Source organism: Rhodococcus sp. O3 (genome assembly GCF_048897285.1).
GTDB lineage: Bacteria > Actinomycetota > Actinomycetes > Mycobacteriales > Mycobacteriaceae > Rhodococcus.
Genome location: NZ_JBMBTE010000035.1, coordinates 1 through 26,081, shown reverse-complemented (window position 1 = coordinate 26,081; position 26,081 = coordinate 1). Strand labels below are relative to the sequence as shown.

The 26,081-nt window shown below is 64.1% G+C and carries 22 protein-coding genes; 18 read left to right on the top strand and 4 right to left on the bottom strand.

Annotation, left to right across the window (positions count from 1 at the left end; translation table 11 throughout):
• The first annotated feature begins 28 nt into the window (after positions 1–28).
• On the top strand, positions 29–1,177 hold the full coding sequence (locus ACN675_RS12535; RefSeq protein WP_420751150.1) for a hypothetical protein: 1,149 nt from the start codon (positions 29–31) through the stop codon (positions 1,175–1,177).
• Between the two features lie 217 nt (positions 1,178–1,394).
• Here the strand turns inward: ACN675_RS12535 and ACN675_RS12530 are convergent, their stop codons facing one another.
• On the bottom strand, positions 1,395–2,228 hold the full coding sequence (locus ACN675_RS12530) for a response regulator transcription factor (protein ID WP_420751149.1): 834 nt from the start codon (positions 2,226–2,228) through the stop codon (positions 1,395–1,397).
• A 114-nt stretch (positions 2,229–2,342) separates the two neighbouring features.
• Here ACN675_RS12530 and ACN675_RS12525 point away from each other — a divergent pair, with 114 nt between their 5' ends.
• The 13 genes from ACN675_RS12525 to ACN675_RS12465 all read left to right on the top strand — a co-directional run bounded on the left by ACN675_RS12525 (position 2,343) and on the right by ACN675_RS12465 (position 16,610).
• Positions 2,343–3,059, top strand: a complete 717-nt coding sequence (locus ACN675_RS12525; RefSeq protein ID WP_420751148.1) for a PEP-utilizing enzyme — start codon at positions 2,343–2,345, stop codon at positions 3,057–3,059.
• Positions 3,060–3,062: 3 nt separating this feature from the next.
• Positions 3,063–4,640 (top strand): hypothetical protein, encoded by a 1,578-nt coding sequence (locus ACN675_RS12520; protein WP_420751147.1) that lies wholly within the window; start codon positions 3,063–3,065, stop codon positions 4,638–4,640.
• Positions 4,627–6,096, top strand: a complete 1,470-nt coding sequence (locus tag ACN675_RS12515) for a class I adenylate-forming enzyme family protein (RefSeq protein WP_420751146.1) — start codon at positions 4,627–4,629, stop codon at positions 6,094–6,096. The genes ACN675_RS12520 and ACN675_RS12515 overlap by 14 nt, the downstream gene beginning before the upstream one ends.
• A 32-nt stretch (positions 6,097–6,128) precedes the next feature.
• Complete coding sequence (locus ACN675_RS12510; protein ID WP_420751145.1) at positions 6,129–6,737, top strand: hypothetical protein; 609 nt, start codon at positions 6,129–6,131, stop codon at positions 6,735–6,737.
• The gene (locus ACN675_RS12505; RefSeq protein WP_420751144.1) at positions 6,734–8,470 is read left to right on the top strand and encodes a pyruvate, phosphate dikinase; all 1,737 of its coding nucleotides are present in this window, start codon (positions 6,734–6,736) and stop codon (positions 8,468–8,470) included. The genes ACN675_RS12510 and ACN675_RS12505 overlap by 4 nt, the downstream gene beginning before the upstream one ends.
• Positions 8,467–9,039 (top strand): acetyl-CoA carboxylase biotin carboxyl carrier protein, encoded by a 573-nt coding sequence (locus tag ACN675_RS12500; RefSeq protein WP_248674015.1) that lies wholly within the window; start codon positions 8,467–8,469, stop codon positions 9,037–9,039. Before ACN675_RS12505 ends, ACN675_RS12500 begins: the two co-directional genes overlap by 4 nt.
• Entirely contained in the window at positions 9,032–10,441 is a 1,410-nt protein-coding gene (locus ACN675_RS12495) for an acetyl-CoA carboxylase biotin carboxylase subunit (protein WP_420751143.1), read from the top strand. Before ACN675_RS12500 ends, ACN675_RS12495 begins: the two co-directional genes overlap by 8 nt.
• Positions 10,438–11,937: a carboxyltransferase gene (locus tag ACN675_RS12490; RefSeq protein ID WP_420751142.1), complete on the top strand. Its 1,500-nt coding sequence runs from the start codon at positions 10,438–10,440 to the stop codon at positions 11,935–11,937. The genes ACN675_RS12495 and ACN675_RS12490 overlap by 4 nt, the downstream gene beginning before the upstream one ends.
• Positions 11,937–12,347 carry a Zn-ribbon domain-containing OB-fold protein gene (locus ACN675_RS12485; RefSeq protein WP_420751141.1) on the top strand — a complete coding sequence of 137 codons (411 nt, stop codon included), beginning with the start codon at positions 11,937–11,939 and terminating at the stop codon, positions 12,345–12,347. Before ACN675_RS12490 ends, ACN675_RS12485 begins: the two co-directional genes overlap by 1 nt.
• Entirely contained in the window at positions 12,347–13,486 is a 1,140-nt protein-coding gene (locus ACN675_RS12480; RefSeq protein WP_420751140.1) for a thiolase family protein, read from the top strand. Before ACN675_RS12485 ends, ACN675_RS12480 begins: the two co-directional genes overlap by 1 nt.
• Positions 13,483–14,259: a tyrosine-protein phosphatase gene (locus ACN675_RS12475; protein ID WP_420751139.1), complete on the top strand. Its 777-nt coding sequence runs from the start codon at positions 13,483–13,485 to the stop codon at positions 14,257–14,259. The genes ACN675_RS12480 and ACN675_RS12475 overlap by 4 nt, the downstream gene beginning before the upstream one ends.
• Positions 14,246–14,662, top strand: coding sequence for an SRPBCC family protein (locus ACN675_RS12470; RefSeq protein WP_420751138.1), 417 nt, complete (start codon positions 14,246–14,248; stop codon positions 14,660–14,662). Before ACN675_RS12475 ends, ACN675_RS12470 begins: the two co-directional genes overlap by 14 nt.
• A 748-nt stretch (positions 14,663–15,410) precedes the next feature.
• The gene (locus ACN675_RS12465; protein ID WP_420751137.1) at positions 15,411–16,610 is read left to right on the top strand and encodes an acyl-CoA dehydrogenase family protein; all 1,200 of its coding nucleotides are present in this window, start codon (positions 15,411–15,413) and stop codon (positions 16,608–16,610) included.
• Between the two features lie 61 nt (positions 16,611–16,671).
• On the opposite strand, the gene ACN675_RS12460 is transcribed toward ACN675_RS12465, so the two are convergent.
• Entirely contained in the window at positions 16,672–19,203 is a 2,532-nt protein-coding gene (locus ACN675_RS12460; protein WP_420751164.1) for a LuxR C-terminal-related transcriptional regulator, read from the bottom strand.
• A 379-nt stretch (positions 19,204–19,582) separates the two neighbouring features.
• Between ACN675_RS12460 and ACN675_RS12455 the strand changes: the two genes are divergently transcribed.
• Genes ACN675_RS12455 through ACN675_RS12440 form a run of 4 tightly spaced genes read left to right on the top strand, consistent with a single transcriptional unit; the run spans position 19,583 to position 22,206 of the window.
• The gene (locus ACN675_RS12455; protein WP_248674023.1) at positions 19,583–19,978 is read left to right on the top strand and encodes a nuclear transport factor 2 family protein; all 396 of its coding nucleotides are present in this window, start codon (positions 19,583–19,585) and stop codon (positions 19,976–19,978) included.
• A 12-nt stretch (positions 19,979–19,990) separates the two neighbouring features.
• Positions 19,991–20,635, top strand: coding sequence for a 3,4-dihydroxy-2-butanone-4-phosphate synthase (locus ACN675_RS12450; protein ID WP_248674024.1), 645 nt, complete (start codon positions 19,991–19,993; stop codon positions 20,633–20,635).
• A 46-nt stretch (positions 20,636–20,681) separates the two neighbouring features.
• Positions 20,682–21,188, top strand: a complete 507-nt coding sequence (locus ACN675_RS12445; RefSeq protein WP_248674025.1) for a flavin reductase family protein — start codon at positions 20,682–20,684, stop codon at positions 21,186–21,188.
• 40 nt (positions 21,189–21,228) lie between these two features.
• Positions 21,229–22,206, top strand: a complete 978-nt coding sequence (locus ACN675_RS12440) for an NAD(P)H-dependent flavin oxidoreductase (protein WP_420751136.1) — start codon at positions 21,229–21,231, stop codon at positions 22,204–22,206.
• A gap of 403 nt (positions 22,207–22,609) precedes the next feature.
• Here the strand turns inward: ACN675_RS12440 and ACN675_RS12435 are convergent, their stop codons facing one another.
• Positions 22,610–24,940: a tyrosine-type recombinase/integrase gene (locus ACN675_RS12435; RefSeq protein ID WP_420751135.1), complete on the bottom strand. Its 2,331-nt coding sequence runs from the start codon at positions 24,938–24,940 to the stop codon at positions 22,610–22,612.
• Entirely contained in the window at positions 24,937–26,007 is a 1,071-nt protein-coding gene (locus ACN675_RS12430; RefSeq protein WP_420751134.1) for a tyrosine-type recombinase/integrase, read from the bottom strand. The genes ACN675_RS12435 and ACN675_RS12430 overlap by 4 nt, the downstream gene beginning before the upstream one ends.
• Positions 26,008–26,081 lie beyond the last annotated feature (74 nt).

The window sequence follows — 26,081 nt, the reverse complement described above, 5'->3', positions numbered from 1 at the left end:
CCGGCAGGTGGCTCGAAAGGTAAACATCATGCGTCAGTCAATGCAGCTCGTGACACCTGCAGACGAATACCTGATCCATCAGACACCCGATACGTTCTCGATCGTCTCCGACTCGGACGTGTCCTGGACGGAACGAGTCTGGTGCTCACTGTTCGCTCGCGACGGCTCGCTCCAGATCGACTTCGGCCTGGGCAAGTACCACAACCGCAATGTCATCGAAGGTTTCGGCGGTATCTCCCGAGGCATAGAGCAGATCACTGTACGAGCCAGTACCGAGCTCGACCAGCACCCCGAGCGGACGGGCGTCGGACCGATCGACTACGAGATCATCGAGCCGATGCGTAAGGTCCGGTGCATCCTGCGTGAGAACGACGTCCAACCACTGTCTTTCGACGTCACGCTCACCGCGGTCCTGCCTCCTTTCCTCGAACGAAAGGATGCGCAGCGTGGAATGGACGGCCTACGGATCTCCTCGGACCTGCGGCGGTTCCATCAGCTGTGCACCGTCTCCGGGTGGGTCGAGATCGACGGCGAGCGGACGAAGATCACCGACGAGACCTGGCTCGGATACCGGGACCGCTCATGGGGGGTCCGCATGGACGTCGGTGAACCGGCCCCGGACGTCCACTCACCGAACCGCATGGATCAGAACTTTCTGCTCACCTGGAGCCCCATGTACTTCCAGCCGGCAGATGGCAGTGCCCCGTACGAGATTCACCATTATCTCCAGTGGGTCGATGGCGAGGTCCACTACTTCTCCGGATTCGTCAACCACGCGGATGGCCGTCAGGAACCTCTGCACGGCATGGTGGACGATCTGAAATACGACCCCGCCACACGACGTCTGCTCGGCGGCACGATGACCTTCGACTCCGGCTGGGGTAAGACACGAACAGTGGAGATTGCGCCCGTGTCCGACATCGGATTCCACCTCGGCACCGCACTCTACTTCGGTTACAAGGGAGAGCGGCACGGCGGGTGGAAGGGCATCGACCATCTCGACGGCGAGCGGTACAAGGACATGACCGACCGCCAAACACTGCTCGAAGCTCACCAGCTGCGCGACTGTGTGATCACCACCCGGGAGGGTGACGCAACAGGATTCGGGATCTTCGAGTCGATGGTCATCGGCGACCATCCTCGCTACGGTCTCCGGGGTGAGGACTCGTTCCTCTGACGGACCCGTGACGCTGTCTGTCCGAGTCGGCCGCCGTACCCTTCACGAACGCAGGGGGTGCGGCGGTCGACGCGTCTTCGGGTCTCCGTCACCGAGCAGACAGCGCTGGTTTCTACGGAATATGCTTTTCAGCAGTCGGTTTGACATTTCAGCACGCAAGGTCCGGCTACCCGCAGCACTGTGGACGCTGCGGGTAGCCGGCCCCGATGGTGCCTCGTCATCGCCGTTGTGAGCGCGCGAGGAGCGCCAACTCCATCCTGGACTGACAACCGGTGGCCGTGAGGATGCGAGAGATGTACTTCTTGACACTGTCTTCGGCCAGCGACAGCGTTTCCGCGATCTGCGCGTTGGACAGACCTTCGGCTACGAGATAGACCACCTGTTGTTGCCGCTCGGGAAGTCGGGTCAAGGTGGCGAGCGGCCGCGTGGTGGGCAATCCACGCGCGATGGCGGACAATTGGCGGCTGAGCAACCGAAGGGTCGCCATTTCGTGCACCCCGAGTTTGTTGGGCTGAGGATCGAACATGCCCACCAATGCAGTATGGCCGCCACCGAGTTCGAGTCGCATCGCAGCGGCAGTCTCCATTCGCCACGTCGAACCCAGGAAGTGTCGGACGTATGCAGCTGCAGCCGGCGGTAGGGAAGCGAACGCCTGTAGCTCCGCCAGTGAGGCGACTCCACTCGTCATCAGTTGTTGCACTGCGGAGGTGCAACCGAACACATCGTGGCGGGCCCAACGCTCCTGGTATTCGGGCAGCATCTTTGCTGTTGCCCCTTCGGTGAGCGGGGCGGCGTCCTCGAAGACGGTGTGGAACGTCGCTCCGGCGAAGAAGGACACGTGTTGCAGACCGAATTGCTCTTGTAGTGCTTGGACAGTGCGCTCTTTGAAGTCGGGAACGGATGCCGCATCGGCGCAGCGTTCGAGCACGTCGAACGCGAGCTCGTAGTCACGCGGTTCCAGGACTTTGCGTATTGGGGACCTGGTCGACGGGGGTGCGGAACGGGTGTTCCGAAGGCCTGTCGAACTGTCCCCCATAGTGGACTGGGTCACAGTCGAAATAGTAGCTAATTTCGGTCACAGAGTAAGAGGTTCACCTGCGTACCCGACGGTAGGTGCCGGTCGGTGCACTACGCCTCGGTCACTACACGATTCGAGTGAGGAACAATGTCTGATTCTGAATGGACCACTCCCAAATGGGGAGCAACGGAAGTGCTTCCGTTGCCCGGCCGCTTCAACTCCATGGTGCGGACGTTGGCGGCGGACCGTATCGCCGCAACCGGAGCGCAGTGGAAGGACATCGTCTTCGAGCGTCAATTCGAATTGTTCTCGCGCGCAGACGCTGACGCGATCGAGAAGGAAGTCCTCGACTCCGGCTACCGCTTCGACTTCTCGGCAACGGTGTCACTCGAATCCGAACCGGAGAAGTACCGGCGACCCGAACGTGAAACCTCAGGATTCACCGAGGAGCGGTCGGCAGACGGCCGCCGGCAGGTCGGTGTCGGTGACAACGTCATCAGCAAACCGCAGACGGTCGTCGGCCCTGTAGCCCTGATCTCCACGATCGAACAGGTGATGGACTACCTGACCGACGGGGTGCCGGCCGGCACCATCGCAGTGATCGACGATTCGGGCGGCACCCTGACCGCCCCGATCATCGAGGGCTTCGCGGGGGTCATCTGCCTCGGCGGCACGGTCCGCTCTCACCTGGGGATCCTCGCTCGGGAGTACGACGTGCCCACCCTGATGAACTGCAAGATCGACGAGCTCCGGGACGGAGATCTGGTCGAGCTGGAGGTGACCGCGACACCTCCCGCCTCGGATGCATACGAAACCGGCGACATCGGGCACGCCCGAATCTGGCTGATCGAAAACGAGGGCTGAACCATGGCGAAGCTGAACTACCGGTCCCTGCTCGAGACCAACAACTACGTACGGAATCTGTCCGACACCACCTACTGGCTGTGCATCACCCGCACAGTGCAGGAATCGAAACTCTTCCCGATGAGCCCATACATGCTGCTGAGCTATCTCAACAGCTTCTATCGGCTGCCCACTCAGCTGAGGGAGATCGACGCGATCACCCCCGCAGAAGAACTCGGCGACCGTGCGCGCGAGGTCAGTCTCAAGGTCAACACCGTCAACGGTGCCTGGGGCATGCCCACCTTCTACCTCCTCGGCCGGGAAATGCTGATGAACTGGGGTTTGATCCGGCCTACGGACGCAGTCGACGATGTCGTGGACGTGCTCGACTTCTCGCGACGGTTCAATCTCGCGTACCACCGCAACGACGGTCATCTCACCAACAAGGAATTCGGCGACCGCAGCCAGTTTCTTCCCGAGCGCACCCTGCAGGTCTTCGAAGCCGATCTGCACGGGGTCACCCCCGGTGACCGTCTGCACACTGCAGCCACCAAGCTCATCGCCCAGTTGTCGCAGTTCGCGTTCCTCGCGCACTGCGAGTGTCGCATCGGCCTGCACAACAGCGGTCCGTACAACTTGGGCAATGACCGGCAGATGATCGTCCGGGACTTCTTCGATCTCACCGAAGGCGACTACCCCTGGCTGGATGGCATCGCGACGCAACTGCCGTTCAACAATCTGACGATCCCAATTGTCTTCAAGGACACGAACTTCCACCTGATGGATGACTGGGCATCGTTCGAAGCCGAGCCGAGTTACAACGCCTCCAACATCGTGGCCATCGGCATGTACAGCTCGGATGCACTGACCGACGGCTACGTGCCGGTCGGAATGGACAATGCCGACACCTTGGCCGACACCATGGAGCAGTACCGCGAGATCCTCAACGAAGCGACCACCGACCTGTGGAAGCGCATCGCGTCCTGGTCGCGGGAACAGATGATCGACGCCGGCGCCCTCGTCTACTCCTCGGTAGGCAAGGATTTCGCGCACCTGGCCGGAACCTACCGCCAGGACGACTGGCTCCAACTCGACGAGCGGGTCCAACGCTTCAAGCCCCTGATGAACGACGAGTACGGCCGCGACCACCTCGGCGAGATGGTGGGTCTGCTCGGGCTGCCGCACCAGTCCGCCAACGAATACACGATGGCGCGCTACTCGTCGCAGAGCCGGAACATGATCAACGGCATACCCTATTCGGTACTCACCGATGACGACTACGCCCCGACCGTAGGCGACCACTTCTCCGGCTCGAGCAGCCTGCCCGTCAAGACCGGGCTGTGGACAACCAGCGCCGGCCGGATCGACATCGACGACTACAACGCACGCGCGCGCGGGCTCACTCCGGCAGTCCTCGACGGCGCGCACCGCTACCGCGACGAGGAGTGGGTGAAATGGCACCACGGTAGCGAGCAGGCCGACGAACTGTACCGCCTCACCCAGCGTGGCTCGCGCAATCTCGAAGGACGCGGTTCCGCGCTGAGGCGTGCCGACCTGCCGAGTCCCGGTGACACGAAGGGCGACGATCATGCAGATCGGTGACCTGATCCGCCGCGCCGGCGCGCAGTTCGGTTCGGCCCCGGCGTTGATCCACGAGGACCGGGTGGTGAGTTTCGCCGAGTTCGACGAACTCACCGACCGACTCGGCAATGCCCTGCTGGCCGCCGGTCTCACCGCCGGTGACCGGGTTGCAGTGCTCATGCCCAATGGCATCGACGGCGTCGTCGCCTACTATGCGATTGCGAAAGCGGGATTGGTGCGAGTTCCGTTGAACGTTCGCGAGACCGCCTCCGAGCACGCGTACAAGATCGATGATTCGCAGGCCCGCGCCCTGATCCATGCAGGAGACCCGCCCGCATCGGTCGAGGTGATGATCACCGCCGACGAACTGCCCGGTCTCATCGCGGGCGCCTCGTCCGACCCGTGCAACGTACGGCGTGCGCAGGATGCACCATTCCGTCTGGCCTACACCGGTGGGACAACCGGAAAACCCAAAGCGGTGGTCCTGACCACGCGGAGCGAACTCGCGGAGGTCGCCAACTTCCTGGTCGACCTGCTTCCCAACCTCCGACCGGATTCGGTGATGTTGCATGCAGCCCCCATCACTCACGGCAGCGGCGCGTTCTTCCTGCCGCATCTGGTCAAGGGCGCTCCGAACGTGATCCTGCCGAAGTTCACCTCCGCAGCATTCCTCGATGCAGCAAGAAAGTGCGGAGCCACAACGACATTCATGGTGCCGACGATGATCGCGCTGCTTCTTGAGGATCCGGACACGGCGACAGCCGATCTCGCCCTCGAGCGCCTGTGCTACGGCGGGGCTCCGATCGCCACCAGCGTGCTGCAGCGCGGCCTCGATGTGCTCGGACCGGTGTTCGCACAGCTGTACGGGCAAGCCGAGGCTCCACTGGCGATCACGTGCCTGCAACCGTGGGAACACACACCGGAGCGGCTCACCTCCGCCGGCAAGCCCTACACCTTCGTCGAAGTCCAGATCCGTGACACCGACGGCAACGTCCTCGGTCCCGGCGGGGTGGGGGAGGTCCTCACCAGAGGACCGCACACCATGAGCCGGTACTGGCGACGTCCCGAGGCAACCGCCGAGACCATCGAACCGGACGGTTGGCTGCACACCGGCGACATCGGACGGTGGGACGACGACGGCTACCTGCATCTGCTCGACCGTCGGCACGACGTGATCATCTCGGGCGGTTTCAACGTGTACCCGCGTGAAGTCGAAGACGCCCTCCTGACTCATCCCGCTGTGGTCGAAGCCGCGGTCGTGGGCCTTCCCGACGAAAAGTGGGGTGAACGGGTCGCGGCTGCCGTGGTCACCCGCAGCGACACGCGTCCCGAAGAGATCCTCGAGTTCTGCGCGGACCGGTTGGCCGGATTCAAACGCCCGCGTGCCATCGAGATCTGGCCCGCAATCCCTACCAGCCCCGTCGGCAAGTCGCTGCGCCGCGAAGTACGCGACCGGATGGCCGCGGCCCGACAGTGACCCGCGGACCAGCACCGAAAGGACCCCAAATCATGCTCGATCCCTATGAGCTCACCGTGCATACCCTGACCCTGCGCCAACTCGGCTCCGCCGAGGATCTCAGCAACATCAACGGTCTTCCGGTCGACGACGTCGAAACGGCGCTGGAAAAGGCCGTCGTCGAAGGCACCGTCATGGCCGCGCGCGGAAACCACATGATCACCCCCGCCGGCCGTGAATTCCTCGACGGCGTGTACCCGCGCACGTTTGCTGCGCTGCGCGCCGACGCTGCCGTCACGGCAGCGATGGATGCCTTCGAAACCGGCGTGAACAAACAGATTCTCGCCCTGACCACCGACTGGCAGACCATCGAGATCGACGGCGACCGGGTTCCCAACGATCACGGCGACCCCGAGTACGACTCCAAGATCATCACCAAACTCGCTCGGGTGCACGAGAAGACCTACAAGGTCCTGCGCCCGCTGGCCGACGCCGACCCGCTCGTCGATCGATTCCTCGACCGGATCGGCGACGCTCTCGTCCGAGCGGAAGGCGGCGAAACCGACTACGTCAGTGGGGTCCGGGTCGACTCGATGCACACCGTCTGGTTCCAGATGCATGAACACATTCTTCGGCTGACCGGAAGGGAACGTCCGGAATGAGTACCACAACGAGTTTGCAGTGGCTGGTCGTACCGGAAGAGATTGCGGCCGAGCCGAGTCGGGATCTGGTGGGCGGAAAGGCCTGGAGTCTGTGGCGCATGCGGTCTCTCGGACTGCGGGTTCCTCCTGCCTTCGTCGTCACCACCGAGGCATGCAAGGCGTATTTCGCGGACGGTCACATGCCCGACGGCCTCGACGAGGAGCTGGTCGCGGGAATCCGTTTCCTGGAACAGAAACTGGGCCGCACTTTCGGTGGTAGCGAACGTCCATTGCTCGTCTCGGTGCGATCGGGCGCTGCCGTGAGCATGCCGGGCATGATGGACACGATCCTCGACCTGGGATGCAACGACACCGTCGAGGCCGCCCTGGCGGCCGAGAGCGGCGATCCGGAGTTCGCTGCCGAGGTGCACCGCCGATTCACAGGGTTCTACGGCCGGCTGGTGCTGGGGTGCACCGAAGAACTCGACGAATTGCCCGACACCGCCGCCGTACGTGCGGCCATCGCCGAGGATGTCGATGCGACCGTACCGGCAGACCCGTGGGAACAACTCCGCGCCGCTGTGGCGGCGGTGTTCGAGTCGAGTCGCTCGCGACGTGCGTTGGCCTACCGCAAGCACTACGGCATTCCCGACGACCTCGGAACGGCGGTCACCATCCAGGCGATGGTGTTCGGCAACCTCGACGACGATTCCGGTACCGGTGTGCTCTTCACCCGTAACCCCGTCGACGGCACCCGAGAGCCCTACGGCGAGTATCTGGCCGGAGGGCAGGGGGAGGACGTGGTGTCCGGACGGATCACGCCGGAACCGTTGTCCTATCTCGCCGCTCGCTGGCCTTCGGTGCACGCCGAACTACTGGAGGCTGCGGAGTGTCTCGACCGTGAAGGTCGCGATGCGCAGGACATCGAGTTCACTGTCCAGAGTGGCGAACTGTTCCTGCTCCAGTCGCGACCGGCGAAGCGGACCGCCCGAGCAGCGGTGCGTATCGCGGTCGCGCTCGTCGACGAGGGCGTTCTCGAACCGGAGGAAGCTCTGTCGCGGGTGACCGCCGATCAGATCCGGACCCTGTTGCGGCCCGAGATCGCCGCCGGGGCCGCCGACGATGCCGAGGTGCTTGCCAGCGGTGTGCCTGCCAGTCCTGGAGTGGCGACGGGACCGGTGGTGGATACTCCGGAGGCCGCCCAGGCCACCCCCGGTTCCATCCTGGTTCGTAAGTCGACCAGTCCCGACGACGTGCACGGCATGATCGCCGCTTCTGCGGTGATTACCGAGCAAGGTGGGTCGACCTCGCATGCTGCGGTTGTCAGTCGAGCGCTGGACACACCGTGCGTCGTTGGATGTGGCGCCGGTACGGTTGCGGCTCTGGTGGGCCGTACCGTCACGGTCGATGCGACGACCGGTCGCGTCTACGCCGGTGAGCTGCCGACCTCGGCTGCGGATGAAAGTGAGGATCACGATCTACGTCGCCTCACCGATTGGGCCGAACGCGCCGCGCCGTTGACGGTGAGCACGACTGCCGTGCTCGAGCCGGTGTTCGATGCAGATGCGGCGGTCGAGGACCTCGGCGGCAAGCTGCCCGACATTCCTGCCGGAACCAGATCTGTTCGCGGAGGGATTTTCTGCACCCTCGATGGTGTGCGTGCCGCGATGGATGCGGGCGTCGAGGAAATCGTCACCGCCCGTCGGCTTCCGGTGCTGCTCGCTGCCGTCGCACATCACAGGAGAATTTCATGACCACACCGGAGCGTGTCACCTACCGCGAAGTGCGGGAGATTCTGCGTACCTTCCGCGACTCCGGCTGGGCTGCCATGACGCTGGAAATGGACGGTATGCGGATCACCGTGGGTAAGGACGGTCCGCCGACGGCCCGGGAACGTTCCCTCGCCGAGGCACCCGCACCCGTGCCACAGGCGGCATCGACCACCGTCCCGGCGATGACACACACACCGCCGCTCGACACAGCCGACACCGGGACCGCTGCCGACGCCGGGAAGGGCGCCGACACCGTACCTGCCGCACAAGGTGCGGTACCGACGGCACCGGCGGACACCACCGGCTGCATCGAGGTCACATCACCGACGGTCGGTGCGTTCTGGGTGGCGCCGAGCCCGGGTGAACCGCCGTTCGTGCAGGTCGGACAGAAGGTCGAGGCCGGCGAGCAACTCGCGATCGTCGAGGTGATGAAGCTGATGAATCCGATCGTCGCACCGCAGAGCGGCGAGATCGTACAGATCTGCGCCAAGAACGCCGATCTCGTCGAGTTCGACCAGGTGCTGTTCTTGATCAGGCCGAGCGATGGCTAGCCCGTCGAGCCTGGCGGTCACGGTCTCCGAGGACATTGCGCTGCGGCGAGTCCTGATCGCCAATCGCGGTGAGATCGCGGTGCGTGTCATCCGGGCGTGCCGAGAACTCGGTATCGAAACGGTGGCCATCACCTCGACGGTGGACAGGGACGGGCTCGCGGCCCGGATGGCGGACCGTGCGGTATGCATCGGACCACCGCCTGCCGGGGACAGTTACCTGTCCATTCCTGCGGTGCTTACCGCAGCGCTCGGAACCGGTTGTGATGCTGTACATCCGGGATACGGATTTCTCTCCGAGAATCCCGAGTTCGCTGCGGCGTGTGTTGCCGAAGGGCTGGTGTTCGTCGGTCCTCGGCCGGACGCGGTGGCCGAGGCCGGTGACAAGGCGCGAGCGCGGGAACTGGCGCGCTCGGCGGGGATACCGGTGCTGTCGGGATCCCCGGTGCTCGACTCGACCGAGGCTGCAGTCGCGGCGGCCGCCGAGCTGGGATATCCGGTTCTGGTCAAAGCTGCTGCCGGAGGTGGCGGACGCGGGATGTCGGTCGTCGAGAATGAAGCCGAACTTCGCGCACGCTGGTCGTCGGCGGCCGCCGAAGCGCAGTCGGCGTTCGGTGACGGCCGCACCTATATCGAACGGTTCATCCGGAACGCCCGACACATCGAGGTACAGGTCCTCGGCGACAAGCACGGCTCGGTGATCCATCTCGGTGAACGGGACTGCACACTCCAGCGCCGCCATCAGAAGGTAATCGAAGAGTCTCCTGCACCGAACCTGCCGGAGGAGGTGCGCCAGGCTATCCGGCGCAGCGGCGTCGCCTTCGCCCAGGCACTGGGACTCGACAGCGCCGGCACCGTGGAGTTCATCTACGACGCCGACACCGACGAATTCGCCTTCCTCGAGTTCAACGCCCGGATCCAGGTCGAACACCCCGTCACCGAGATGGTCACCGGCGTGGACCTGGTCGCCGAACAACTGCGCTCGGCCGCGGGCATCCCACTGCGGTTCACCCAGGACGACATCCACCTCACCGGACACGCGGTCGAAGTCAGAATCACCACCGAGGATCCCGCGCGGGGATTCCTCCCCCATCCGGGCACGGTCACACGATGGGAGCCGCCGACGGGCGAGGGGATCCGCGTCGACAGCCACTGCGAATCCGGTTATGTCGTCACTCCCTACTACGACTCCCTCCTGGCCAAGATCGTGGCGCACGGACCGGACCGGGACACGGCCGCAGACCGTATGGTGACCGCCCTGGAAGACCTGGGCGTCTCCGGTGTCCCCACCACCGCGGGATTCGCCCGGGTGTCGCTCGACCATCCGGACTTCCGGGCGGGCACCGTGACCACCGACTGGATCGCCTCTCGGGGCCTACCCCACTACTTGGAGAAGATCTCATGAGCTATCTGGACTGCGCCCCGCGCAATACCGACGGCAGCCGCCGCACGATCGACATCGTGGACCAGACGTTGCGCGACGGTCCGCAGAGTTGGTGGGGCATGCGCCTGCGCAAGGACATGGGCCTACCCATGGCCACGGATCTGGACCGCACCGGCTTCCACACCATCGATCTCGTCGGAAGCTCCATCTTCGAGGTGCTGGTGCGGCACTGCAAAGAGGATCCCTGGGACCAACTGATCTCACTGTCGAAGGCCATGCCGAGAACCACGGTGCGGGCCGGCACCCGGAGCAACGGCATCGTGACCTTCGGGCTCACGGCGGACAGCGTGATGGATCTGTGGGTGCAGCGGTTGTGCGCACACGGCATCGGCAGCTTCTGGATCTACGACGGACTGTTCAACATGGACAAGATCGGTCGGCTGGTCAAGACGGTGCAGGCCGAAGGCGCCCAAGCGATTCCGTGCATCCTCTATGCGGACACGCCCTATCACACCGATGAGTACTACGCTGCTCGCACTCGTGAGCTCGTCGCGACCGGTGCGGATGGGATCGAGCTCGAGGACGCTGCCGGTCTGCTCACCCCCGAACGCACACGGTCTTTGGTCGCCGCGATCAAGAGTGCAGCCGGCGATCTGCCCGTGGAGATTCACTTCCACAGCAACAATGCCATGGCGCCGGTGAACTATCTCGAAGGTGTGCTCGCCGGCGCTGATCGCGTGCACACCGCCAGTCGTCCACTGGCCGCTGGTGTGTCTCTACCGTCCACCGAGAACACGGTGGCGAACCTGCGCTATGCCGGATTCGACGTCGATCTCGACGACTCGTACTTCGCTGCCGTCGAGGAGCACCTGCTTCGGGTGGCCGACTACGAGGAGCTGCCGGTGGGTCAGCCCGCGGAATACTCCTTGTTCCAGTATCGGCATCAGCTGCCTGGTGGGATGGCCGGCACGTTCAAAGCGCAGCTGCGTGATCGTGGCATGGAGGACCGCTTCGAAGAGGTACTCGACGAAATGTCGGTGGTACGTGAGGAACTGGGTTATCCGGTGATGGCGACGCCGTTCTCGCAGCTGGTCGGCACGCAGGCGGTACTCAACGTGGTGACCGGATCGCGCTATTCGGTCGTACCGGACGAGGTGATGATCTACGCGAACGGCTTCTACGGCAAACCCGTCGCTCCTCTCGATCCCAATGTCCTCGACAAGATCATGAGCTCGCCCAAGGCGAAGAGCTTCGAGAACTGGGAGCCTCCGCAGCCCAGCCTTGCGGACCTGCGTGCAAAGTTCGGTGGATCGATCAGCGACGACGAACTCATTCTGCGGCTTCTGGTACCGGAAAGCGATATCGACGTCATGCGCGCAACTCCTCGACGCCAACGTGACTTCTCCCCGACGAGCAGGCAGACGCGTTATATCCAGGACCTGGTCGAGACGGCGGTCGGTGCCTACTTGCACATCGAGGCCGGCGACTTCTCGCTGACTTTGGAAGGTGACCACTGATGAGCGACCTCGGAGTGGGTCGGCCCACCAAGCGGCGGGCCGGTTCGGCAGTCGGAGGTCTTCCGGTGGCCGATCCGCGGCCGACGTTCGACGGTGAGGCCGTACTCGGAACGCGGTGCGCCAAGTGCAGGTATCCGACTGCTCAGCAAGGACTTCCGTGGTGTCCGGCGTGCTACGGGGCCATGGACGATGCTCGTTTCGCTCGGACCGGACAAGTCTGGTCATCCACGGTGGTGGCGATCCCGGTCGGTACGCATCGACCCCCGTTCGGTTTGGCCTACCTCGATCTCGACGATGGACCCCGCGTGCTCGTCCATCTTGCGGAACCGGCCGTGCTCGAACCCGGCGCTCGTCTCGAGATCACCGGAACAGACGACGGCAACCTTGTTGCGTCCAGAGAGGTGCAGTGATGGAACAGGCGATGTTGTGGGGCGTGGGAACCTCCGCCTACGGCAGGTTCCCGGACCGAAGAGTGGAGTCGCTCGCCTGGACGGCAGTGGCCGAGGCGGTCCGGGATGCAGGTATCGAGCCGGGGGAGATCGATGCGATCATCGTCGGTTCGGTGTTCGGTCCACCGGGGGTAGCCACCCGGGTCCAGCGAGGTCTCGGAATTCCGGCCGTTCCGATGTGGACGGTCGAGAACGCTTGTGCCAGTGGAACGAGCGCCTACCACGAGGCAGTCGAAGCGGTCCGTCTGGGCAGGTTCGGTTGCGTGCTGGTACTCGGCGTGGACCAGATGTCGACGCTCTTCTCCGGGGCAATCGTTCCCGAGGCCACCGATCCCGAAGGGGCGTCGTCGTTGCCGCTGCCCGGTCTGTATGCCCTTCAGGCACAACGCTATGTGGGGGAATTCGGCGTAACCCCCGACCAGCTCGCCGCCGTCGCCGTGAAGAACAAGCGCAACGGTACGGACAATCCGCGTGCCCAACTGCGGGACGCAGTACCGACAGTGCAGGAGGTGTTGGACTCTCGCATGATCGCGGAACCTCTGACGTTCCTGCAGTGCTGCCCCACCAGCGATGGTGCGGGGGCTGCGATCGTCGGAGGCGACCGGGGCAACCCGAACGACCTGCGCATCGAATCGTCCGTCCTGGTCTCCGGTGCGTTGTGGGATCACCGTAGCGAGGAGGCGTGGGGGTACGCGAGCGTGGCGCGCGCTGCCGAGAAGGCGTTCGCTGAGGCCGGCCGTACTTCCCAGGAGATCGATGTACTCGAAGTGCACGATGCCTTCACGATCGGCGAGATCATCACCTTGGAGGCCTTGGGGCTTGCCCCGCGTGGTAAGGGTGCCGAACTTGCCCCCTCCGGGTACACCACGCGTGACGGAGTCCAGCCGGTCAATCCGAGTGGGGGATTGTTGTCTCGTGGGCACCCCCTCGGCGCCACCGGGATGGCGCAGCTCGCCGAGATTTCGTGGCAGCTGCGTGGACGTGCCGGCGCCCGTCAGGTCGCGCGGCATCGGGTCGGTCTGGTGGAGACCATGGGGGGAGGGGCGGCCGGAATGGACGGCAATGCCTGTGTGATCACGATCCTCTCGACCCAATCATGACGTCCTCGTATGCGGGACTGCTGGGGTTTCGGGACCTGGGCGGGTTACGAACGAACGACGGTGGCCGCGTTCGATACGGCATGCTCTACCGCAGTGGAACACCCCAATTCTTGGATCTGCACACAGCCCGCGAATTGATAGCCGCGACCGGAATACAAGCCACGATCGATCTACGTCTGCCCCATGAGATCGCGGCGGAAGGACGTGGTCCGCTCGACGAGTTGCGGGTGGCCCATCTTCCGAACCCGTTCAGCATTCCTGACACGGTCGCCTCGGACTCGGCTGTAGCTCCTATGGTCGGCGACGATCCTCTCGTCACGAGATACCTTTCGTACCTGGATGCAGACGCAGCAGGGGTTGTGGCGGTGCTCTCCCGTCTGCTCGAACCGGCCACGCTTCCGGTGCTGGTGCACTGCACCGTCGGCAAGGACCGAACCGGAGTCGCGATCGCGCTGGTGCTATCTGCGATCGGCGTGCGGCGTCGAGACATCGTCGCCGATTACGCGGCCGCTACCGACGACGTGGTCGCGTCGATGCGCAGATTGCGCGAGATGGCCTCGTACGGATCCGCGGCCGATCTCTATCCGCTGGAAGCGTGGACTGCTCCGCCGGATGCGATGGAACGCTTTCTCGACTGCGTTGATCAGGAGCACGGCGGAGTGTCGGCGCTGCTTCAGCGACATGGGGTAGGGCGCGAGGCGGTCGAGAGGTTGTCGAAGCTTCTCGTCACCTATGACATCACCGAAACGGAGGAAGACGATGCAGGTGAATGAAAGTCGAGTCATCGCCGCAGACCCGGCGAAGGTGTGGAAGGTCGGTGGCGACACCGCGAATGTCGCGGATTGGATTCCCGCGCTGGAAAGCTCGTATCAGCGTGGGGACGTGCGGTACACGACGTTCGCCGGTGGAGGCGGTGAGGCCGTCGAGCGGATCGTCGAGCACGACGATCAGAAGAGACGGTACGTGTACGACTATGTCTCGGGTCCCTTGGCTCTCGAGTCGTACCGGTCGGTCTTCGCGGTGGTCGATCATCCTGATGGTGCTCGAATCACCTGGGACGCGGAATTCAGGTGCGCTTCTGCTGAGGAGGATATCGCTCTGGCCCAGTCGATCTCGGAGATCTACCGTGCGGCACTGGATGAACTGGAGAACCGCCTCGTTCACGATCGGATGTGAGTGATCTCTGGAGACGAGCGACCCTTCGACCGAGCCTGGTCGAAGGGTCGCTCGCTTTCACAGGTGCGGCCACGCTATGGCCGGGGTCTGTCATGACGGCGGTTCGTCACGCTTCCGGCATGCGTTCGCGTCACGGTTCCATTCGTCGTAAGCCATGTCGAGAGCAAGGCTTTCGAGTTCTGCCACGACATGGAGGATCGAATGTGCCGGATGTCCGAGGAGCTTATCGGGCTGGGTGTTACGGGTCATCGCTTACCACGCTGTCGTCATGCCGCGTGTCGCCTGCGGACGCGGAAATGTCGTGCAAGCGAAACTGTTCGAGGTTGCACGTCTTCGACGTCGATCAATTCAGGGGTGTGCTGATTCTATCTGTGGTAAGCGAATATTTCACGAATATTCACATGAAGATCCGTTGGGGGAACTGCCGATTGCACCGATACGCAGTAGCTGTCGCCTGCATGTCGGGGCCCAGGTGTGCGCCACCCGGCGGGCCTTCTGCGCGATGGTGCGGTTGTCCCGTGCTGACACATCTCGACCGCGACGGCCGCGTATCGGAGGGGTAGGTGCACCCGTCGTGCAGGTCGACGTTCGGCAGGCCAGACGCCGTTGCGGTCGTGGCTGCGTACGCGGATTTTGCGATCCCGTAGTCGACCACGTAGTTGCCCCGCTGTCGAGATATGCGCAGCGAGCCATTGTGATTCCAGTCATATGCAGGTACTTGTCGTACCCACATGGAAGGAATCCTCGGATGACACTCACCGCACCTGTTCTCTCGACGGACCAGCAGCGTGCCCGCGGAGCGGAGTATCTCGATCGTGCCCGTGAAGTAGCCAAGGTCATCGACACCGAAGCAAACGCTATCGAAGCCGAGGCGACGATCACGCGGCCTGTCTACGAGGCGCTGGCCGAGGCAGGCTTGTTCTGGATCCTGGTGCCTGAGGAGTACGGTGGCGCCGGCCTCGACATCGTCAGTGCCTTCAAGGTTATCCAGGAGCTCACGCGCGCCGACGGTTCCACAGGTTGGGCGTTCATGGCCAACTCGTGCAGCACCGGTGTGGCGGTCGGTTACACGAATCCCGAGGGCGCTCGCGAGATGTTCGCCGGCCTCGACAAGGGCATCACCGCGGGAATGATCGTCCCCACGGGTAAAGGGGTCCGAGTCGAGGGTGGATATCGTGTCACCGGCCGCTTTCAGTTCGCCAGCGGCTCGGCGCATGCATCCTGGATCGGTGCCGGCTTCGTCGTCCACGACGACCAGGGCAATCCTGTCGTCGATGCGGACGGTCAGCCCGAGGCGCGGATCGCGTGGATTCCCAAGGAGAAGGTCGAGTTCCTCGGCAACTGGAATGTCATGGGCATGGTCGGCACCGGTTCGTTCGACTACCAGGTGACCGACGAGTTCGTGCCGGAGCGGTTCACCATGGATACCTTTTCGACCGTCCCGGTCCGTCCCGAGCCGGTCTACAAGCTCGGGCTCCTGGGCATCGGCGTGGGTGGCCACGCACCGGTGGCGCTGGGACTCGCCGAGCGCGCCTTGGAGGAGATCGCCCGCATCGTGTCGGGGAAGGTGCGGCCCGGATACGACGGTTTCGTCGGTGACTCCGATGTCTTCCGGATCGAGTTCGCGCGTCACGAGGCCCTGTACAAGGCTGCGTGTGCGTACGTCTACGAGGTGTTCGGGGATGCGGAGGACACGGCGGCGGCGGGATTGCCCATCTCGGAGGAGCAGCATGCGCGGCTGCGGCAGGCTGCGACCTGGGTGCAGGAGGTTGCCGGCGATGTTGTGATGTTCGCGCATCGTTGGGCCGGTAGCGCGACGGTGCGTACCCCGAGCGTTCTTGGGCGGTGTGTCCGTGATGCGGCTGTCGCCACTCAGCACGCCTTGATCGACCGCATGACGTTGAGCGACGCTGCCGGGGCGATCCTGCCCGGCTACCAGCAGAGCTGATCGGCGGTTTTCCTCGGGTGTTCGCCCGGGTCGTTGCGGCGACCCGGGCGAACAGGCCCGTTCAGTTCGAGGAGAGTGCTCGAGGTACTTCGGTTCGTCGAGACAGACACAGCTTGCGTAGGAGGTGCTCAACATGTCCCTCCACTGTCCGAGGTGAGAGCACCAGCTTCTCGGCGATCTGTTTGTTCGTCAGGCCCTGCGCAACCAATTCGGCGACCTCTCGTTCGCGGGGTGAGAGAAGCTCGAGTTGCGAGGTGTCGGCGGTAGCGGTGGCGCGGGTGATGAGACTGCGGTCGGGGGCCGGATGGTCGTCCTCGGTGCGGTCCTCGTCGAAGATGTAGGCAAGTAGTTCGGGGGCGGTCATGGCTTGTCCTCGGGCCCACGCGGCATCGAACGCAGAAGTGCCGATATGGCTTCGTGCCGTGTCGACTGCGCGTTCGCGCAACGTATTCCAGTGGTCTGCACCGTAGAGTTGTTGACCGATCGAACCCCACATGGACGAGGCGGCGCCCAGCACGACGGCGGCACGCGCACCGTGGCCCTGCTCGGCGAGTGCCCATCCGAGCAGGTCCGCCATCACGGTCTTGCCGATGGGGTCGGCGAACTCTCGCTGGTATCGCAGTGCTTCGAGGGCTCGCCGGACAGCGGTGTCGGGGGCGTTCTCGAGCAGTGCAACGTGGCCGAGTCCGTAGGTCGCGTAGGAGTGGAACCACAGCTCGCCGATCTCGTCCGTCTTGATGAACACGCGGCTGAACGCGTCCGCGGCGCCGGCTACGTCCTGTATGGAGCAGAGAAGCATGCCTCGATGGATCTGCAGCATCGATACCAGTTCCGGCTCACAGCCGTACAGTTGGTAACCGCGTTCTGCTTCGTCGAGGTATGCCATCCCGGAATCGGGTCGGCCGGCGAAGAAGTCCCTCAGTCCGGCGATATGGACCGCGAACGACCTGGTGACCGGATCTTCGCGGTCGCCGGCGAGCTCACGTGCTCTGCGTAGGGTGAAGTCGGCGGCGTCTCGATCGCCTTGCAGTGTTTGGACCAGTGCGAGCACGGTGAGGATGCGTCCTCGTGCGGTCCTCGAGATGCCGGGCAGGTCGAGTGCCTGTGTCAACCACATTCGGTGTTCACGTACGGAGATTCCGCATGCCCATAGGAATCTCGAGGATCCCAGGGTGTCGGCGGCCCGTTGAACGAGTGCGGGATCGGTGGGGTCGTTCATCACCGAATGCAGCGCTGCGCGGATGTTTCCGCGGTTGATCGACACCGCGGTTGCGCTCGCCAACTGTTCGGGCCCGTACCAGGACGCTGTCGATTCTTCGATAATGCGTGCGCAGTACTCGAGTAGTTTCGTGTGCATGTTTCGGCGTTCCGGGATGGTCAGTTTGCCCCATCCGTACTCGCGTATCGATTCGAGCAGTCGGAAGCGAACACCGTCCTCCGATGTCTCACGCACAACCACGGACTTGGCGACGAGGGCCGCGGCTGCTTCCATGATCTCGTCCTCGGACAGGACGTCGTCGGAGCACACTGCTACTGCTGTGGCAAGGTCGAAACTGTCGGCGAAGACGGAGGCTCTGCACCACAGGGTGCGTTCGGTTTCCGAGCACAGTTCGTAACTCCAGTCGATCGTGGCCTGCAGGCTGCGATGTCGCGGTGTGCGTCCGCGTGCGGAAAAGGTCAGCATCGACAGGCGCCGATCCAGTCGCTCTGCCAGGTCTTCGACGGATAGGACGTTGAGGCGGGTGCATGCCAGTTCGATGGCCAGGGGTAGTCCGTCGAGTCGCTGACAAATCCGTCTGACGGCGTCCACATTCGAGTCGTTGAGTGCGAATCCCGAAAGCACCGACTCGGCGCGGTTCGCGAACAGTTCGACGGCTCCCGATCCTGTGCTGCCGTACGTCGGCAGGGGAGGGAGATGGAAGACGTACTCGCCGGGAATGGCCAGGTATTCGCGTGAAGTGGTGAGGATCCGAAGGTTGCTGGTTTCTTCGATCAGGCGGCTCGCGAGGGCTGCGACCCCTTCGACGAGATGTTCGCAGTTGTCGAGGATCAGCAGCATCCTCCGATTGCGTAAGTACTCGATGAGGATGTCGTCGGCGGAGTTTTCCGGCCCGTCGCGGGTTTCGAGTCCGAGTCGATCGGCGATCGCCTGGCTCAACAAGTTTTCGCTTCGCAGGGAAGCGAATTCGACGAAGCGTACACCGTCAGGAAATGCCCGTCGGTATTCTTCTGCGGCGCGTATGGCGAGTCGGGTCTTTCCGATTCCTCCGGGTCCGACCACGGACACCAGTCGGTGATCTCCGAGGAGCCGACGGACTTCACGCAGCTCGTGGTGTCGTCCGATGAAACTGGTGGGTTGCTGCGGAAGCCCGGTCCCGGTCGAAGGATTTTCGAAAGCGGGGGTGGTCATCTCGGTCTTGATCTGGTTCACCTTGCGTACGAGAAGTGTGCGGGAGTGGCCCCACTCGATGCATCTGCCGATCTCTGCGGTCGAGATGTCCGGAGTCCGGTGGAGGAGGTCTCGGATGCGTGCATCCGCTTCATCGGCAACCGAGCCCTTCAACCTTCGGTGGTCGTTCGGCGGTTCGGGCATGGCGAGAGCTCGGCGCACCGTGTTCCGGGAGATGCCCAAGCGCTGGGCGATGCCCTTGATCGATTCGCCTTCGCCGCGGCATCGGTGGATTTCGGACCATTCGTCGGTGTTCACCGCACCTCCTATGAGACGTACATCACTCTGCTGGGCGGAGGTGATGCGCCGCAACAAGGGGGGTCAAGATGTGTCATCAACGACTCTACGCAGGGTGTCCATTACCCGATATTTCGGGATAGAAGCCATGTGAGCAGCAAGAACGGCGATCGGGCCAGGGGGACCACCACCCCCGTACCCGGTCACGTGGTCGGACGGTTACCGGAGGCTTCCGTCATTGCAAAGGTGGGTGTGGACCACATTCGCCACCCACGCAGGTAGACCGATGACCCAGCAGAACGCCGACGCACTTACCAAGGCTTTCGCCGCAGCTGATCAGGGCGATCCCACGCCGCTACTGGATCTGTACGACGACTCGATGACGTGGGCCGGATTCACCTTCGACGGCTCGCAGCGGATCTACACCAAGGCGGAGTTTCTGGAAGGGCTCGGTGTGCTGGCCAAGCTCGACGCCTCGGCGAACGAAGTACTCAGCTGTGACGTGATCGATGACGAACTCGTGGTTGCCAAGATCCGGGCGTACCGCAAACTCGGCGATCACGAACTGGACATCACCATGGTCATGGGCCACCGTTTCGTCGACGGCAAAGTCGTGCGTGGCAACGATCTCGTTCCCTCCTCGTTCGAAGCGTTCTGGTCCGCGACCGGACTCGCCGGCTGACAGGGGAAGGCGATGAGCATCGCACAGCACCGCACTCGCACTACGGCTCTCGACGCCGCCCTCGAAGCACTACAGGCCGGTAGCCGGGTGTTGGCAGTGGATGATCTGAACGGCACCGGCATCGACATGATGATCCTGGCCGACCGGGCGTCGACATCCACCGTGGCCGAAATGATTCGTGAAGGAAGCGGATTCATCTGCGTCACCGTGAGTCCGTCCGATGCTCATCGCCTGTGCCTACCACCGATGACCTGGGACACCGGAACATCGTTCAGCGGACGGATGTGCGTGGCGGTCGATGCGGTAGAGGGCGTGACGACCGGCATCTCCGCACAGGACCGTGCGGTTACTCTTCGTACCCTGGGCGACCGGCGATCGACTCCCGCGTCATTCACCCGCCCGGGCCATGTGATCCCTGTCTTGGCATCGGACGAGAATGTCCTCAGCAGACCGCGCGTGATTGCGCAGGCTGGGAACCTCTGCACTGCGGCAGCGCCGGCGGGGCAGGGCTGTCCGGTGGCATTCACCTCCCTGGTGTCTCGCGTCGATCCGTGCCGCGATGCTGGCATCGACGAAGCTCGGCACTGGGACCTGCCCACGATTCGTTACTCGGACCTGCGGGCATCGATCGCCAGCAGTCATCCAGCCGTTGCATGAACGGCATTACCCACCGCACTCGACGTTCCTGGGAGGCCGACCGTCCATGAGCATCCCCAACTCGACCACCCATGCCGAAGTCGACCTACGGGCCGACTTCAAAGAGGCGATGGCGCACATGTGCGCACCGGTCACCGTCGTCACGACAATGGACGGCGATCGACCGCACGGCACGACTGTCAGCGCCGTGATGTCCTTATCGTTCGAACCACTGCTGATCGCAGTGGCGATGGCGACGACATCGGAATGCCTGTCCGCCATCACACGCGCCGGAAAATTCGGAGTCAACGTCCTCGCGGCGCAGCAACACTCCGTCGCCACAGGGTTTGCCACCAAGGGTGAAGACAAGTTCACGGGAACCATTTGGCACCAGCATGATTCGATACCGCGACTCGACGGGTCCGCAGTTTGGCTCTCCTGCCAGGTCGACCAGATCCTCCCGGGCGGCGACCACGCCATCCTCATCGGAGCCGTCACCGGCGTCGACGCCGACCCGGCCGCCGCACCACTGACCTACCACGGACGGCGGTTCGGAACGCACACTCCGCACTAGAAAGTGCTGCAGTCACCTTGCAGTCGAGAAGGATCAGACATTGAGTTTTCCGCCCGTTCTCCATGACCGGCTTCGTCTTCCTGTGGTCGCTTCACCCTTGTTCATCGTTTCCGGCCCTGATCTGGTTGTTGCACAATGCACCGCCGGTGTCATCGGATCGTTCCCCTCACTCAACGCCCGGCCCCAGCCGGTGCTACGTGAGTGGCTCACCGACATCACCGACAGGCTGGCGAAACACGACGCGAACAACCCGGAGACCCCGTCCGCTCCGTACGCGGTCAACCTCATCGTCCACAATTCCAACGCACGGCTCGAGGAGGACCTCGACACCCTCGTCGAGTTCGAGGTGCCGATCGTGATTACCTCGCTCGGTGCCCGCACCGACGTCAACGACGCCGTCCACTCGTACGGCGGCATCGTCCTTCACGACGTCATCGACAACACCTTCGCCCGCAAGGCTGTCGCCAAAGGCGCCGACGGTCTGATCGCTGTGGCCGCTGGAGCCGGTGGCCACGCGGGAACACAGTCCCCGTTCGCGTTGATCCAGGAGATACGTGCGTGGTTCGACGGCCCACTGGTGCTGTCCGGAGCCATCGCTCACGGCCGCGCCGTCCTCGCAGCGCAGGCCGCCGGAGCCGACCTCGCCTACATCGGATCCGCCTTCATCGCCAGCACCGAAGCCAATGCCGACCTCAGGTACAAACAGATGATTGTCGACTCGACCGCCGGCGACATCGTCTACTCGAACCGGTTCACCGGTATCCACGGCAACTACCTGCGAGGAAGCATCGAAGCGGCCGGGCTTGAGCTCGACGCCCTCTCCGACTCGCAGCCGGCTGTACCCAACTTCGGGATCAACGAGGACACCGGGCCGGATCCGAAGCCGCAGCCGAAGCCATGGCGCGATATCTGGGGCGCAGGCCAGGGCATCGGCGTTGTCGACGCCGTACTGCCGGCTGCAAGGATCATCGAACGTCTCAGTGCCGAGTATGCGCAGGCGAGAGCTGCATTGCCGTGACATCCAGATTCCAATGGGGTGCCGGACCAGACCGCGACTCGTCGGCTTAGGGTCGGACTTGCGGTTGCACGGGCGGGTTCCGGCATCGAAGGCGCGGACGCGCCTGGAGTTGCCCGAGTGGTTGTCGTACTGAACCGGAGGCGGCGTCATTCCGCCTGAGTTAGGACATTTCGCTTAGTGTCCCGATTCGAATCCGAGACGGGTAAAAATCTCCTGTTCAGCAGTCGGGATCTGTGGCGGGAAGTCCTGCACGGCCCCGCTGACGGCGTTAGAGGAGATCCGTAGCAGCCGCAGTTGCTTGAACAGCCGATGCCGTCACCGCCGGACTGACCAGCGAACACAACTCTGGGCAGGTTGAAAGACACGTGAACCGGATCATTCTGTGGAATCCGAGATGTCAAGGTCATTCTCGTGTGCGCTCGTCGACCGGGAAGATCGGTAGCAGGGTCGCGGTCGCCGGAACGCCGAGCTCACGTGGTGTCGCGCCGGTCGGTGTTGGAACGTCGACCAGCCGGTTCAGGAGATTGTCGAGGGCGATCTGCCCGTCGTCGACGGCTGCGCGTTCGTCGTCGTTGAGTGGGATCGCGGCGAGCATGCGCTGCAGATTGTCCTTGGCCTCCAGCAGTTGTCCCTTTCCAGATGCTTTGGGGGCGTAGAAGTCGCAGCGGGCGCATGCCATCCGGTGTGGGCATTGCTCGAAGAACGTGTAGGTGCAGTATCCGTGTCCGAGGTCGTAGTACTGCCACGGTGTGTCGCCACCCGCGGCGGCGCCGGAGGTGACGGCATCACGGTCGACGAGGACCTCGATGGTGCGGACGTTGCGGGAGAAGTATCCGGCGTCGGTGTAGGCCCGCGTCAGCGTCGTGGGGCTGATTTTCGCGTAGTACTGGGTCGATTGCGGCGAGCGGTGGCCGAGCCACGCTTGCAGCTCGAACAGGGTCATCGGCTCCTTCGCGTTGTAGAGCTGGCTGGCGATGGTGGATCGGGCCCGATGGCTGGTGATGTTGCCTCGGACGTCGGCGGTCGGGACACCAGCCTTGCGGCAGAGCATCGGGATGACCGTGTTGTTGATGTAGGACGAGGAGACCCGGCGGGCGCGGACAGCGAACAGCAGGTCGACTCGCTCGCCGGTGCGGCGATCGAGACACTGCGGTTGAGAGGGGCGCATCGTCTGCCAGGCGTCGAGCGCCTGACCGAGGATCGGGTCGACCGGCTTGGTGAACGCGGTGCCGGTCTTGTGCGCCGGAACATCGAGCAGACAGACCGCATCGCGTGCCAGCACCTGATCGGAGTCGCCGGCGAGGGGCTTGTCGTCGTGCTGCCAGCGGATGCAGCCGACCCGCAGGCGGGCGATCTCGTTGCTGCGCAGGCCGGAGAACAACCAGGTCAGCGTGATCGCGTGAACGAGTTCGAACGGGTAGAAGTGCCCGGACTGCGACTCGGGGAGATCGGCCTGCTCGAGGTTCAGTCCCGCCCAGAGCAGCTTGGCCCAGATGTCGTCGGCGATCACCCGGGGGTTCGGGCCGAGCAGCGCGGTGATGCTCCGTGGAGTGGCCAGTGCGCGCCCCGGGTCGAAGCGGCGAGACAGCCATTCCCATTCCTGACAGTCGGCGAAGAATCTCCGGATCGCCGCGAGTTGACCTTCCTTGGTCGAGGCCGCAAGCGGCTTGCCAAGACGCGCTTCGATTCCGGTGGTGCGGTGCACGTAGTCGCCGACGTTCATCCGGTCCACCGCCGCAACCCAGGCCGCGCAGGTCTGCCGGGTCCAGGAGGCCGGGTCCGCGGCGTCGGGCTGCTCGGCTTCGATCCAGCGGCCCACCTTCAACAGGCGGGACCGGACGTTGCCGCGTGCCCGCGGCGTCAATGTCGAGGTCGTGTACCAGCGTTCGATCCACTGCTGCCAGACCTGCGCCCCGCCGGCTGCTTGAGCAGTGCCGCGACCGGTCGTCGCGGGCGGCGGGGCGCAGAACCCGAGGGCACCCACCGCACGCTGCACGGCATGCAGAGTGTTGAGTCGGGCGCCGCCGAGCAGTCCGTCGCGGCGGACACGATCGAACAGGTCGGTGGTGAGGTCCTCGAGGTGCGGGCTGTGGTTGAGCAGGAATAGCTGGCAGGCCACCATCGGCAGCAGTGTGTCGTCGCTGTGTCCGAGCCGATAACCCCACTCGGCGAGCACCTTACGAAGCCGGGTGATCTCGCCGTCGACTCGGTCGCGTCCGAAGATCCGCCGCGACAGGGTCAGTCGTTGGAAACTTCCGAGCCGGTGAAACTCGGTGAACGAGCCCAGCAGGTAGGCGTGCGCTGCGAGGTAGGGGCGGACCTCGTCGCCGGCCCAGGCGGGTGCGTTCCGGTGGAACTCGGCCTGATCCCGGCCGAGTAGATGGGTCCATTCCTCCGGAGTCCAGGCCCAGAAGGTTCGCCGGATTTCGGCGGATCGCACCAGCAGCACGGCGACCGCATCGGCCATGGCGCGCCGCCGATGCGCGGTGGGAGGCGAATCCAGTCCCGCGTTGACCGTCTCCAGTGGTCGTAGCAGGCGTCCGATCACGTGCCAGCCCGGCGCGTTCGGATCGTGGCACTGCAGCCGCCGCAAGTTGTGCACACCGAGTTCACCGATGGCCCCCATCTCCTCGTCTCGGAGGTCAATCGTGGTGTCGAACTGATGCGCGACGAGCGGTGAGCACCATCGTGATTCGGAGTCAGAAGAGGCGGACTCCGACAGCGGTGCGGTCACCGCGGTGTTCCTGCTGCCGCGGCCTCCATGCCGGTGAGCATCGCGATGCGCCAGGCATGGATGTGGTCCATGCCGCGGCCGAGCTTGTCGGCCAGATCCCGCCCGGACAGGTGGATATACCGCAGCGTCGAGTCCGTGTGACGATGCCCGGCGAAGGCGGCGATCGTGTGCAGCTCCCAGCCCATCCGGGCCAGATCGGTCAGACACAGATGCCGTGTGGTGTGCGTCGAGAACCGCGGAACATCGGCGGTCAGGGCGATCCGTCGTACCACCTTCGACCACGTCCACAGACTCAGCGGCTGGGCGTGGTTGCGGCGGGACTCCGACAGGAACAGCGGTCCGCGTGTCCTGCTGAGGCCCGCCCGGTGCGCGAGATAGTTCGACAGCAGCACGCCGGTCGGAGCCGAGTAGGGCACAACTCGTTCGAGTCGGTTCTTCGTCGTCTCCGCCCTGATCCGCAGGGTGCGGTGGGCTGGGTCGAGATCGTCGGTGCGCAGCGAGCACAGTTCCTCACGGCGCAGCGCGGCATCGTAGGCCAGGGCGAGCATCAGGCGGTTGCGGACCGGTTCCTCGGCGGCGACGGTCAGGATGTCCGCCCACTGCTGCTCGCTGGGGATCCACGGCAGCTTCGTCAACCGGGGTACCAATCCGCGCTGATGGCCGCCGCCGCGTTGGCCGGGTGTGAAGCGGCCCCGGCCAACGGGATTGGACTCCCGCAATCCCTCTTCCATCAGGTGGTCGTAGAACAGCCGCACCGGCACCAGCCGCTGCGCAATGGTGGCGTTGGCCAGACCGGAGCCGGAATCGATCGACACTACATTCGCGCCACGGTGGCTGGGCCTTTCGGTCAACTCCCGCACATAGATGCCGACATGCGCCCGGCTCGCCGTGAGCGGATCGACACCCTCCCGCTCGCACATCTCCAGATACTCGGCAAGCCCTCGGGCGTAGGCGTCGATCGTCCGAGGCGCCCTCCCGAGATCGGTCCACAGCCGCAGCCACTCGGCCGCCTGCACATGCCGGCCCAGCACCGGCCACTTCTCCGCCAACACCACCGTGCCGCTCAAGCCATCTCCTCAGTTCCGTGGTCAACACCGAGGAGACATGCTCATCCCCACGGCCAGATTCCACGTAACTTTTA